11 protein-coding genes and 1 tRNA gene are annotated in these 11,512 nt (G+C 62.1%); 2 read left to right on the top strand and 10 right to left on the bottom strand.

Going from position 1 to position 11,512, the window contains the following annotated elements; all coding sequences use genetic code 11:
* Positions 1–16: 16 nt before the first annotated feature.
* On the top strand, positions 17–736 hold the full coding sequence (locus AB8A27_RS19565) for an ABC transporter ATP-binding protein (protein WP_441244958.1): 720 nt from the start codon (positions 17–19) through the stop codon (positions 734–736).
* A gap of 262 nt (positions 737–998) precedes the next feature.
* On the opposite strand, the gene AB8A27_RS19560 is transcribed toward AB8A27_RS19565, so the two are convergent.
* The 10 genes from AB8A27_RS19560 to AB8A27_RS19515 all read right to left on the bottom strand — a co-directional run bounded on the left by AB8A27_RS19560 (position 999) and on the right by AB8A27_RS19515 (position 10,109).
* Positions 999–1,529, bottom strand: a complete 531-nt coding sequence (locus AB8A27_RS19560; RefSeq protein WP_441244957.1) for a LysR substrate-binding domain-containing protein — start codon at positions 1,527–1,529, stop codon at positions 999–1,001.
* Complete coding sequence (locus AB8A27_RS19555; protein WP_441243346.1) at positions 1,526–2,167, bottom strand: hypothetical protein; 642 nt, start codon at positions 2,165–2,167, stop codon at positions 1,526–1,528. The genes AB8A27_RS19560 and AB8A27_RS19555 overlap by 4 nt, the downstream gene beginning before the upstream one ends.
* 316 nt (positions 2,168–2,483) lie before the next feature.
* Positions 2,484–2,558, bottom strand: a tRNA-Gln gene (locus AB8A27_RS19550).
* Positions 2,559–2,863: 305 nt separating this feature from the next.
* On the bottom strand, positions 2,864–4,522 hold the full coding sequence (locus AB8A27_RS19545) for a urocanate hydratase (protein WP_441243345.1): 1,659 nt from the start codon (positions 4,520–4,522) through the stop codon (positions 2,864–2,866).
* Between the two features lie 19 nt (positions 4,523–4,541).
* Complete coding sequence (locus AB8A27_RS19540; protein ID WP_441243344.1) at positions 4,542–5,630, bottom strand: DUF917 domain-containing protein; 1,089 nt, start codon at positions 5,628–5,630, stop codon at positions 4,542–4,544.
* A gap of 64 nt (positions 5,631–5,694) precedes the next feature.
* The gene (locus AB8A27_RS19535) at positions 5,695–7,074 is read right to left on the bottom strand and encodes a dihydroorotase (RefSeq protein WP_441243343.1); all 1,380 of its coding nucleotides are present in this window, start codon (positions 7,072–7,074) and stop codon (positions 5,695–5,697) included.
* A gap of 64 nt (positions 7,075–7,138) precedes the next feature.
* Positions 7,139–7,798: an amino acid ABC transporter permease gene (locus AB8A27_RS19530; RefSeq protein WP_089266064.1), complete on the bottom strand. Its 660-nt coding sequence runs from the start codon at positions 7,796–7,798 to the stop codon at positions 7,139–7,141.
* A complete protein-coding gene (locus AB8A27_RS19525) occupies positions 7,798–8,499 on the bottom strand; it encodes an amino acid ABC transporter permease (RefSeq protein ID WP_441243342.1) in 702 nt (233 codons plus the stop codon). The genes AB8A27_RS19530 and AB8A27_RS19525 overlap by 1 nt, the downstream gene beginning before the upstream one ends.
* A 3-nt stretch (positions 8,500–8,502) precedes the next feature.
* On the bottom strand, positions 8,503–9,279 hold the full coding sequence (locus tag AB8A27_RS19520) for an amino acid ABC transporter ATP-binding protein (RefSeq protein ID WP_441243341.1): 777 nt from the start codon (positions 9,277–9,279) through the stop codon (positions 8,503–8,505).
* Positions 9,276–10,109: a transporter substrate-binding domain-containing protein gene (locus AB8A27_RS19515; RefSeq protein WP_439091578.1), complete on the bottom strand. Its 834-nt coding sequence runs from the start codon at positions 10,107–10,109 to the stop codon at positions 9,276–9,278. Before AB8A27_RS19515 ends, AB8A27_RS19520 begins: the two co-directional genes overlap by 4 nt.
* Positions 10,110–10,275: 166 nt before the next feature.
* Between AB8A27_RS19515 and AB8A27_RS19510 the strand changes: the two genes are divergently transcribed.
* Entirely contained in the window at positions 10,276–11,496 is a 1,221-nt protein-coding gene (locus AB8A27_RS19510) for a LysR family transcriptional regulator (protein ID WP_441243340.1), read from the top strand.
* The last annotated feature ends 16 nt before the right edge of the window (positions 11,497–11,512 follow it).

The raw sequence follows: 11,512 nt of genomic DNA, 5'->3' as shown, positions 1-11,512 counted from the left end.
CGCATCAGTGAATCCGATCCTGCTCGATGTCGCTGGTCTGAACGCATGGTATGGCGCAGCTCACATCCTGTACGACGTCGCGCTCAATGTGCGCCGTGGCGAAGTCATTTCGCTAATGGGACGCAATGGCGCCGGAAAATCCACCACGCTCAAGGCCATCATGGGCTTGCTTTCACGGTGCGAGGGGCAGATCAATTTTCTGGGCCAGGGCATCGGCGGCAAGGCGCCGTTCCAGGTTGCGCGCATGGGGCTCGGCTTCGTGCCCGAAGATCGTCGTATATTCCCGGATTTGACCGTGACCGAGAATCTCGAAACCGGCAGGCAAGCGCCGCGTCAGTGGTCGGATGGAAGTCCCGCGCTCAACTGGACGTCCGATGCCCTTTATGAGCTCTTCCCGAATCTCGGTCGCATGAAGGATCGGCGAGGTGGCCAGATGAGTGGCGGTGAACAGCAGATGCTCACGGTGGCCCGCACGCTCATGGGGAATCCGTTGCTGGTTCTGCTCGATGAGCCCTCAGAAGGTGTTGCCCCGGTGATCGTCGAGCAGATGGCGCATATGATTCTGGCGCTCAAGGCGCGCGGCGCAAGTATTCTGCTGTCCGAGCAAAATTTTCATTTTGCGCACTTGGTATCGGACCGGGCTTACGTGCTCGAAAAAGGCCAGATCGTATACGAAGGGTCGATGCAGGATCTGGCGCACAACGACGACATCCAGCGATCTTACCTTGGCGTTTAGCTTTTCCTGTAACCGAAGAAAAGCTGGGCTTGAAGATCGCCGATCGCTAAGCACAATCTGCGACTCGACCAAATCTACTCTAGGCCTAAATTACAGAAAGCCGCGTAGGTGCAAGTATATTTTCTTTGACGCCTGTCTATAGGCGTCCGTTTCTGGCGCAAAGGAGACGTTGTCGAGAAATGCGGGTATCCGGCGGTTTTTCCGGCCATTAGCAACGTCTCTAGGTAACCCGCGTGCTAGACGGTCGTCATCCCCATCAGAATCAGGCGAGATGAGGCACCGTGTACTCATCGAGAAGTTTCAAAAATTGTCTGGCCAGCACGCTGAGCTCCCCGACATTCGGCTTCAGCAGGCCCACCTCGTAGAAGACGGTCGGCGATAATGGCCGAACCACCAGTTTGCTGGTATTGCCGGTTCGTCGCAGCGTGTCGGAGATGCTCAATGCATCCACCAGGCAGATGCCGGCGCCGTCGATGACGAGATTGAGCGCGATGACAAAGAACTCGCATTCGATCGCGGGATGAAATGGTGTCCCGCTGGCCTCGAACGCGCGTGAGATCGCCGCATAGGATGTGCGCCTCCCCGGCGTGATGATGAGATCGCTTCCCTCGAGGAGGTCTGGCGTGAGCGTTTCATGGGCAGCCAATGCGTGACACGCGGACAATACGCATTGCAGTTGGAACCGATAGCGCTTCAACACCGCGTTCGTGCGGTCGAAGGGCGGTTCGGCAATGCCGATGTCGAATGCCCTTGATGACACCAGACTGCGCACTTTGTTGGAGCTGCGCGTCAGCAGCCTGATCTGGGTGGCGGGCCGGTCTCGTCGGAAACGGCTGACGATCTCCGGGAGTCAGGCGATGCCGGGACCGGGGCTGGCGCGACCTCGATGCGCTCGGCACCGGGAAAGCCGCCGAAGTAAACCACGTCGCCCACATTCGGCGGCGCAGGCCACCGGCCATCCGTGCCGCGAACCACTTGCTTGCCGACGGCGGCAATTTCATCGGGCGTAATCCTGAAGGTCGCGAGGTCAATCTTCCGTTTATTCCCCCAATCAATCAGCCGCTCCTCCAGATCGAACCCGATATTGCCAAGCTGATATCCTCGCACACGACGCTCAGCACGATCCTTGACGAACTGCTCGAAGACGTGGCCCGCCGTAACGGCAAACGGTCCGCGCCCACAATCAAGGAAGAACATCGAACCTTGCCGGTATTCGAGCGGCGTCGGCTTGGCCTTCTCCTGCGTACTCCACAGAAGCCAAGCCACATGCTCGCCGCCGCTGTTATGCATAGACCGCGAGAAATCGGTCATCGCAACGGATTGCTTTTCGGCATCCGATAGCGCGTTCAGCCATTCGGGGCTATACGGCACAGAGTCGATTGAAAAAGTCGGTTCCAAGGATTCGGCCGTGCCGTCAAGAAACTCTGGCAACTCGGCCTAAGCAAGCAGCACATCCGCTTTGGATCGCGCTGAACGGTAGACTTCATCCAGCGGAATCCTGGTAGGCGTTCTATTGCGCGACCCAGCAGATTGGCACTGCTTCCGCCCCCAGTGGCGATCGAACCCAGTCTCCAACCGCAATCTCTCCAAAACGGGAATTTTGAAACTGTCTGCCGGAGACTTTCGGGAATTCGGGGGCGCCCAAGGTCGATTTCGCCACCCAGGAACTTTCCCGAATGCATGAAAGCCCGCAAAAAGCCGGCCTTTCTCGGCTAATTGGGTGGTTTGGCCGAATATCCGGACTGCCTGGCTGGGGCGGGAGGGATCGAACCTCCGAATGGGGGAATCAAAATCCCCTGCCTTACCGCTTGGCTACGCCCCAACGGCCGAGGCGATAACAGGCGGGGCGGGCCCGCGGATCGCTTTGGCTCCGTGGGTCTATAGAGAGAGCTCCGCAATTTCAACCACCTGACAGCGGTGTTCCCCGCTTCTGGATGAGACTGACTTTTGTGTAATTGGGGGTGTTGGCTCTTGCCGGCGCTCGTAAGCCTCTGACGGCCGGAATTTTCCGATTTTCCCGGTCGCGTAAGGACGATAGGGCCTGCGAGCTGGCCCAAGGCGAGGTTCCTGACACCTGTCCGGGCTCAGGCTCGCCTCACGCGCCAGACAGATGGTCGGAACGACCGTCTAGAGTTGTATATGCGGAACGTGCTTGAGCGAGACCTCGTCGATGGCCTCGGCATACCCGGCATCCGCATAGCGGATCACGCCGAGACCGGTGTCGTTGTCGAGGCTCATGGCGAGGCGTTCTGCCGCGGTGGCTGTGCCGTCGGCGATCAGGGTGACTCCGGCGCTGGTCATATAGCCGGCATAGCCGCCGCCGCCGGAGTGGACGGCGACGAGATCGGCCTGGGACGAACACAAGGCCATGGCGTCGAGCAGCGGCCAGTCGGCGATGGCATCGGAGCCGTCGCGCATGTTCTCGGTCATGATGTTCGGATGCGCCATTCCGGCGGCGTCGAGATGATCGCGCGAGAAGGCGACCGGTCCCTTGAGCGTACCATTGGCAACGAGTTCATTTACGCCCAGTGCCAATTCGCTGCGCTCGCCATGACCGAGCCAGGCGATGCGTGCCGGCAAGCCTTCGAAAGGCACGTATTGGCGAGCAAGCTTGATCCAGTTCGAAACGATCTGGTTGTCGCCGAATAGGCGCAGGACGAGATCGTCGATGGCACGGATATCGTCGGGATCGCCCGACAGCGCCATCCACCGGAACGGGCCGATGGCGCGTGCAAATAGCGGGCGCAGATAGGCTTCGGTGAAGATCGGGATATCGAAGGCGTCGACAACCCCGCCGTCTCTTGCGTGCGTGCGGATCAGATTGCCGTTATCGAATACTTCTGCGCCGCGCGCCTGGAACGTCAGCATGGCGCGGACATGATCGACAATCGACGCGCGGCTCTCCACCATCAATTGTTCCGGCGTCGTCTTGCGCATGATGCGTGCTTCCTCGAGTGATCGGGTCCGAGGGACATAGCCGAACACAAGATCGTGGGCTGCGGTTTGATCAGTGACGACATCGGGGATGACGCCGCGCCGGGCGATTTCCGGATAGACATCGGCGGCATTGCCGACGAGGCCGACAGACAACGCGCGACACTCGGTCTTCGCGGCGGCAATCATCTCCAGCGCAGAATCAAGATCGGGGGCGATCACTTCGAGATAACCGATCTCCTTGCGCTTGCGCGCACGCTCCGGATCGATGTCGACGGTGAGGATCGCCGCGCCGGCCATGCGTCCGGCAAGCGGCTGCGAGCCGCCCATACCGCCGAGTCCGGCGGTGAGGATGAAGCGCCCGGCCAGCGTGCCGCCAAAACGGCGCTCGGCGATGCGCATGAAGATCTCATAGGTTCCCTGGATGACGCCCTGCGAGCCGATATATTGCCAGGCGCCGGCGGTGAGGCCGCCCCAGCAGATCAGGCCCTTGCGTTCGAGCTCATAGAAAATCTCGGCCTTCGCCCATTGCCCGACAATGTTGCAATTTGCCATGATCACCAGCGGCGCCTTGGCGTGGGTGCGGAGCAGGCCGACGGGCTTGCCGGACTGGATAACCAGCGTCTGGTCTTCTTCCATCGTTGTCAGCGCTTGCACGATGGCCTTGTGCGCCGGCCAGTTGCGGGCGGCGCGGCCCAGCGCCGCATAGACGACGAGGCTCGACGGATCCTCACCGACCGCCAGCACATTTTCCAGAAGCCGCAACAGACCTTCCTGCCGCCAGCCCCTGGCGCGCAATTGCGGGCCACCGGGAATCGGAAAGTCGGGATGCCGTGGATTCGCTGATGTCATGGCGGACTCCTGTCGTGCCTCAGGCCAGTGCGTAGCGCGCGATCTCGATGCCCATGGCGCGCTCGACGGACGGATAGACCGCCGGATCCTTGACGCTGGAGGCGAGCGGAATGATCGTCTTCGGCACGTGGAACAGATGCACGTTCATGCCGACTTCGAGATGGCCGACGCTCATCGGCTCGGCCTCGTCCGACAGTGTGGCGATGATGTCTGGGAACGTCGCGAGGCGCTTACCAGTTGCGTCGACGATGGCCATGTATTCGTTCATCACATGCAGTGTGATGGCCTTGTCGCCGCTGCCGATGGTGAGCGTGCCGATATCGAAGGCCTCCGGTGTATAGACCACTTTCTTCGCAGTGATCTTGCCGCTGCCAAGGATGGAGCCGCCGGTGTCCTTGCAGATCGCATCGATCACGGCAGACGGACCTTTAGGTTCGGCAGCGAGGATCGCTTCGCCGAGGCGCAGCGCCAAGGAGATGCCGCCGAGCGCAGCGTTGTCGCGCACATAGGAGGCGCGGACCGGATTGCGGCAGGATGCGATGAAGCCGCCGGACATGTCGCCGGCCGTGCGCAGGATCGGCGAGATCTTGGCGGTGGCACCGCGCACGGTGAGTTCAATGTAACGGTTCTCGGCGCGGTTGCCGCCGGCCGCGGTCTGGATCATCGGCTCGGGCGACCCGGCAAGGCCGATCGAGCCCATATCGCCGGTCGGATGCGCGCGCATGTCGCCCACGGCATCGACCACCTTGGTGCCGAGCAGCGCCGATGGCAGCCACGCATTCATGGTAGAGGACTTGCCGTTCTGGCCGATGATCAGGCCCTTCACCGGCTCACCGAGCGCGTCCTGCAGCAGCTGCACCGCGCGAACGTAATCCTTGCCCTGCATCTCCCAGGCGGTGGTCGATGCCGGTGCGCCGATGGCAGCGGCCGTGGCCACCCAGTCGTCATCATCGAGTTCGTCGATCGACACGAGTTCGGGCTTGCCGACAAGAATGGCGGCGCGGCCGAGCATGCGGCCGTGATCGGCCCAGCCACCACCACCGGCAGCGTAGACACCGCCGCCGCGCACGGCCGCTTCAATATCGCGTTCGGTCAGAATGCGTCCCATCGGAATGTCTCCTCGGCAGATGTTCTTGTGTTCGATGCGTGTTCGGTGATCGGAACGGCTGGCGTCACGCCACCGGCAGTCGCTCCGAGAGAAGCAGCGGCGGCCGCACGAATTGTCCGCTGCCGGGTTCGGCGAGAACCTTGCTGCCATCGAAAACAAGCTTGCCGCGCACATAGGTCGCGGCCACGGTCCATGGCAGCGTGATGCCGTTATAGGGTGACCAGCCGACGACATTGTTGCCGCTCGCTGCGGCGTCATAGACAGTGGGCTTGTCGATCAGCACGGTGATATCGGCATCGAGGCCGGGCGCCAGCGCGCCCTTGCGATCGTCGATGCGGAAGTGCCGCGCCGGATTGAAAGACATCAGCTTTGCGGCATGGGTTAACGGCAGTTTGCGTTCGATCAGCCCCTTCACCAGCAGCGGCACCATGGCTTCGAGGCCCGGCACGCCGGACGCATTGGCCAGCATGTCCGGATTGACCTTGCGGTCTTCCGACCAACTGACGTGATCGGTCGAGACCAGTGAGACGTGTCCGGCTGCAAGCTCTGCCCACAGCGCCTCGACGTCCGCACGCGGGCGCACCGGCGGGTTGATCTTGGCCTTGCCGCCCAATCGGGAGACGTCGTTCTCCTCGTCGAGCACGAGATAGTGGATGCAGCATTCCACCGTGGCGTGATGACCCTCGGAACGATACCAGGCCGCAATGTCGTAACCGCGCGCGACAGAACAATGCACCACATGGGCGGGACAACCGGTCTCCGCGCCGGTCTCATAGATCTGTAGCATCGCCAGGATTTCGGCGAGCGGCGGGCGCGACATGGCGTGGGCACGCCAGTCGGTGACGCCCTTGGCCTTCACCTTGGCGACGGCATCACGGATGAATTCGTCGTCCTCGTTATGGACGCCAGCGGCGAGGCCGGTTGGCGCAATGGCGGCGAAGCAATCGGCCAGCAGAGGCGCGGGGATGCGCGGAAAGCGCTTCGGGTCAGTGCCGAAGGTGGAGAACTTGAATGCGGCGACGCCGGCCTTGGCCTGTTCGGCGATGCGCGCCGGGCCTTCCTCGGGATCGATGGTGCCGTAGAGCGCGAAATCCACGCGGGCCTGCTGGCTCGCATGGGCGATCTTGCGCTCGACCGCAGCGGCCGAGCAAACGAGATCGCCTTCGTCATAGGGCATGTCGACGATGGTGGTTACACCGCCGGCTGCAGCGGAGCGCGTTGACCAGATGAAATCTTCCTGATTGCGCTGCGACAGCGAATGGACCTGCGCATCTATGGCGCCGGGCAGGATCATCCCGGACTTGAAATCCTGCCGTTCCCGCGCGGCAGGCGGCGTGCCTTCGCCGACGGCACCGACACGCCCGTCGCGGACCGCGACCCAGCCGTTCTCAAGGATGCTGTCGTGACCGATCACCTTGCCGGTGAGAACCAGATCGAAATCCATGTGCAACTCCACATTCGCCGCCGATGCGCCGGCTTGTCGTGATGGTCCCGCGGAACCGTATGTCCTAGAGCCTGTGTTCCAACCGCGCGATCAGGCGTACGACCGGCAACAGCAGGAGCAGATAGATGATGGCCGCGAGGATCAGCGGCGATGAGTTGTAGGTGAGCGAGCGCGCCAGATTGGCGGAATGCAGCAGCTCCGGCACCGAGATGACGCTGGCCAGCGTCGTGAGCTTCACCAGCTCGACCGTGTTGGACAACAGATCCGGCAAAACGTTGCGGATCGCCTGCGGCAGCGTCACGTAAAGCAATGTCTGCGTCGCGGAGAGGCCGGTCGACCGCGCGGCCTCGCGCTGGCCCTTGGGCACGCTGACCATGCCGGCGCGGTAGATCTCGCCGTAGTAACTTGCCGAATTGATCAGAAAGGCGACGGCCACTGCCACCAGCGCCGGCACGCGCAGTCCGATGAAGGGCAGGCCTGCATAGACAAAGACCAGCAGTACCAGCGGCGGAAAGGCGCGGAAGAAGTCGACGGCGGCGATAGCCGGCCAGCGCAGCAGGCGATAGGGGCTGGTGGTCAGCAGCATCACGAGGATGCCGCTGACGAGGCCGATCGGGATCAGGAACGAGCACAGCAGCAGCGTCTGCAGCAATCCCTGCAAGAGGAACGGTGCGACCTTCGCCATGACGTCGAGATTGAAGAATTCCTGTGTGAACTGCTCCATCAGTGCTCACCCCACCGATAGTTGCGTTCGAGCGTGCGGGAGGCGATCACCAGCGGGATGAACACCAGCACATAGAGCAGCGCGCCCATGGTGAGCGGCGTCGCATTGGCGGACATCGACAGCGCGGAATTGGCCCGGCCGAGAATCTCGTTGACGCCGATGGCGCTGCCGAGCGCGAGGTTCTTGGTGATGGAGATAGCGCGGTTGGTCAGTGGCGGTATGCCGAGGCGGACGGCCTGCGGCAGGATCACATAACGCAGGGTTTGCGCGAAAGTGAGGCCCGTGGAGCGCGCAGCCAGCCATTGGCCCTTGGGTACCGAGGTGATGCCGGCCCAGAAAATCTCCTCCGCGAATGCGGCGAGCACAGCGCCTAGCGACATCCACAGCACGACCAGACTGGGGAGCACGATGCCGATACTGGGAAATCCGAAGAACAGGACCAGGATGATCGCCAATGGCGGCAGTGAGCGGAAGATATCGACGAACACGATGATGAAGAAGTTGACGGGCTTCCAGCCGATCGCCCTGAGCGCCGCGAGGCCGAAGCCTGCACCGATGCCGGTGATGACCACCGCGAGGCCGGCAAGAATGGTAACGCCGGCGCCCTGCAGGATCTCCCAGCCATACTTCATCGCGATATCCGCGTTGAAGAAGGTGAAGACGAAGCGGTCCCAGTTGCTCATCGCGTCGGCGGCGGTCATGGCCTAGTGCCTGATCTGCGCGAGAAAACGTTTGGTACGTTCTTCCTGCGGACGCAGGAAAATGTCTTCGGCGCTGCCTTCCTCGATGACGAGGCCGCCATCGAGGAAGACGACCTTGTCGGCGGCTTCGCGGGCGAAATTCATTTCATGGCTGGCGATGACCATGGTGATGCCGCGGTCGCGCAAGTCCTTCACGACGGCGAGCACGCTGCCGACCAGTTCCGGATCGAGCGCCGAGGTCGGCTCGTCCATCAGGATGATCTTGGGATTGAGCGCAAGCGAACGCGCGATGCCAATGCGTTGCTGCTGGCCGCCGGAGAGTTGCGCGGGATAGGCAGCCGCCTTGTCGGGCAGGCCCACTAGCGCCAGCATCTCCGCGGCACGGGCATTGGCGTCGGCGGTGCTCATACCGGCGACCTTGCGCAGGGCCAGCGTGATGTTCTTCTGCACCGTGAGGTGCGGATAGAGATTGAAGCTCTGGAACACCATGCCGATCTGTCGCCGCGCCGCGTTGATATCGGTGCGCGGCGACAAGAGATCGACATTGTCCATGATGATGGAGCCGCCATCCGGCTCCTCCAGACGATTGCAGCAGCGCAGCAAGGTACTCTTGCCCGAGCCGGATGGGCCGATCAGAAAGACCAGCTTGCCCGGCTCGACCAGGAGATCGACGCCCTTCAGAACTTCGGTTGGGCCGAAGCTCTTCCGGACGCCGCGTGCTTCGAGCAAATAGCGCGACATGGGCGAAAAAGACTTGGGCGCTGCTGCAGCCGAACTCATGAACAGGTCGGCTTCTGCTCGGTCGCGTCATAGCCGGCGACGCCTGGTGCGCCATAGCCCGGATAGATGGTGGTAGTCGCCGAACCGGCCTCCGGCTCGACACCGAACCACTTCACGTAGAGTTTCTTCAGCGTGCCGTCCTGCTTCATGCAGACCAGCGCGTCTTCGAGCTTGTTGCGCAATTCGGTATTGCCGTTGCGCAGGGGCATGCTCCAGACGAGGCCGGTCTTATAGAGATAGGCATTCTTCAGTCGCGGATTGTTCTTCACGATCCAGGCGACGACGGTGGCAGCCGAGATGTTGGCGTCGGCACGGCCGGCGAGCACGGCTTGCGCCGCGTCGGTGCTGGTCGCGAAGGATTCCGACTTCCAGCCATATTTGGCAGCATTGTCGTTGACCCATTTCTCGTAGATCGCGCCTTTCTGCACGGCGATGGTCTTGCCGGAGAGATCTTCGAGCTTGGTGATCGGCGGTGCCGAAGCCAGCGTCATGAAGCGATAGTCGGCATCGACGAAGCCTTCCATGAACAGCAATTGCTGCGCGCGCTCGGGCGTGACGGTGACTACAGCGGCGAGAAAGTCGTAGGTGCCGGCCTGAAGCGCCGGAAGGAGGCCGGCGAATTGCGCGCCTTCCACTGTGATCGGGCGCTTGATGCGCTTCGACATCTCATCAACGACGTCGATATTGAAGCCTTCGAGCCCGCCCGACAGTTTGGGCATCGCATGCGGCGCGAAGGTCGAGTCGATCGCCGACTTCAGCGGCTCCTGGGTTTGAGCGAATGCGGGACTGGCCAAAGCCAGGAGCCCGGCGGCAACGATCATTGCTTTCATCAACACCTCCATTGGCGCGGACAAACCAGCTCGGCGTCTGGCTCCGCGATCCCTGTCATGAAGGCTAGCGCAATTGTGCAATGGGGGGATATCCCATTTCATGGACATCCTATACGCTCTCGCTGCAGCGCAGAAAAATTCGACTACAGACCCGGACAATAATGGAATGGACATCGCAACTCTGGTGATGACAGCGGCGGTGCTTCGCTGCGGCAATGTGCGCGAAGCCGCGCGCCAACTTGGACGCGCACCCAGTACGCTCTCGGCAGCGGTGAAGCGGTTCGAGCGCTCCATTGCGGCACCGCTGTTGAATCGCGTGGGTGCCGCGAGCTTTCTCACGCTCGAGGCGCGGCGCATGCTGGATGAGATTGAAGCGGCAGCGGATATCGCGATGCGGATGATCGCGCCCGACAAGGCAGGCGATGCAGCACGGGCTTTCTGCGCCGAGTGTGATGTCAGTCTCACGGCCTTGCAGCGTGTCGCATTGGTTGCGGAAACCGGCAGCGTTCGTCGTGCCGCACGCATCATCCGTCTCGGTCAGCCGCAACTCGCGCGACAGATCGCACGCGTTGAAGATGAACTTCGCAGCGTGTTGTTTCATCGCTCCCGTATCGGTGTCACGCCGACACCGGCATGCCAGTTGTTGGTCACGTCGCTGGCCGAACTTGAAAAAACCATGCAGCGACTGTCACGGCGTGCGCGCGAACGTTTCCGTTCGACCAATGCCACCATCAGGCTGGGGGCGGTGATGCCGCTCGGTCATGAAAGCAATGTCGCGCGGCTGCTGGCCTTTCTCGTCGCTGCCTGGCAACGGGATCGGCCGACGCAGCCGCTATTTGTCACCAATGGCACGGCAGAGGATCTGCTCACCGGCCTGAAGGACAAGCGCTGCGATGTGGCGCTGATCGACAGCGATACGATCCCTGCCGATGTGTCGTCGCGTGCCCTGGTGCGTTCGAAGCTTGTGGTCGTCGGCGCGCGCGAGGTGCTCGGTGACCAGCCTGATGTTACGCGGGTGCTTCGGCAGCAACCGCTTGCGCTACCCAGTCGACGTACCGGCCTCGGGCAAGCCGCCCACAGACTGCTCGCGCAATTGCTGCCGCAGGCAGAGATCGATGCGCTGACAATCACAGAAATCGACTCGATTCCGATCATCGCCAATCTGATGCTGGATTTCGGCTTCGTGTCAGTACTCCCCGAAAGCGCGCTCGTCTCGTTCGATGCACGCCTCGTGGCGCTGCCGGTTGATCCCGGGCTTGAACTTATCCTGTCGCTGATCTGGGTGCAGACCGAAGGCGCGCGGCGCGGAGCCCGTTCCATTCTTGCGGCCCTGCGCAACTATGCGCCGGCAACGCCGGCGGCCTCCATGCTGGTCAACAGCGACTGATTTGAATGAGCGTGGC

The sequence above is a fragment of the Tardiphaga sp. 768_D3_N2_1 genome (assembly GCF_052076105.1).
GTDB lineage: Bacteria > Pseudomonadota > Alphaproteobacteria > Rhizobiales > Xanthobacteraceae > Tardiphaga.
Note: the sequence above shows the minus strand (reverse complement) of the source record. Positions and strands in the feature narration are given on the sequence as shown.

Bases quoted from the DNA above. Each gene is read 5' to 3' on its own strand.
- AB8A27_RS19525 (WP_441243342.1), bottom strand. From the start codon at position 8,499: ATGACCGCCGCCGACGCGATGAGCAACTGGGACCGCTTCGTCTTCACC.
- AB8A27_RS19545 (WP_441243345.1), bottom strand. From the start codon at position 4,522: ATGACATCAGCGAATCCACGGCATCCCGACTTTCCGATTCCCGGTGGC.
- AB8A27_RS19515 (WP_439091578.1), bottom strand. From the start codon at position 10,109: ATGAAAGCAATGATCGTTGCCGCCGGGCTCCTGGCTTTGGCCAGTCCC.
- AB8A27_RS19530 (WP_089266064.1), bottom strand. From the start codon at position 7,798: ATGGAGCAGTTCACACAGGAATTCTTCAATCTCGACGTCATGGCGAAG.
- AB8A27_RS19535 (WP_441243343.1), bottom strand. From the start codon at position 7,074: ATGGATTTCGATCTGGTTCTCACCGGCAAGGTGATCGGTCACGACAGC.
- AB8A27_RS19540 (WP_441243344.1), bottom strand. From the start codon at position 5,630: ATGGGACGCATTCTGACCGAACGCGATATTGAAGCGGCCGTGCGCGGC.
- AB8A27_RS19520 (WP_441243341.1), bottom strand. From the start codon at position 9,279: ATGAGTTCGGCTGCAGCAGCGCCCAAGTCTTTTTCGCCCATGTCGCGC.
- AB8A27_RS19510 (WP_441243340.1), top strand. From the start codon at position 10,276: ATGGACATCGCAACTCTGGTGATGACAGCGGCGGTGCTTCGCTGCGGC.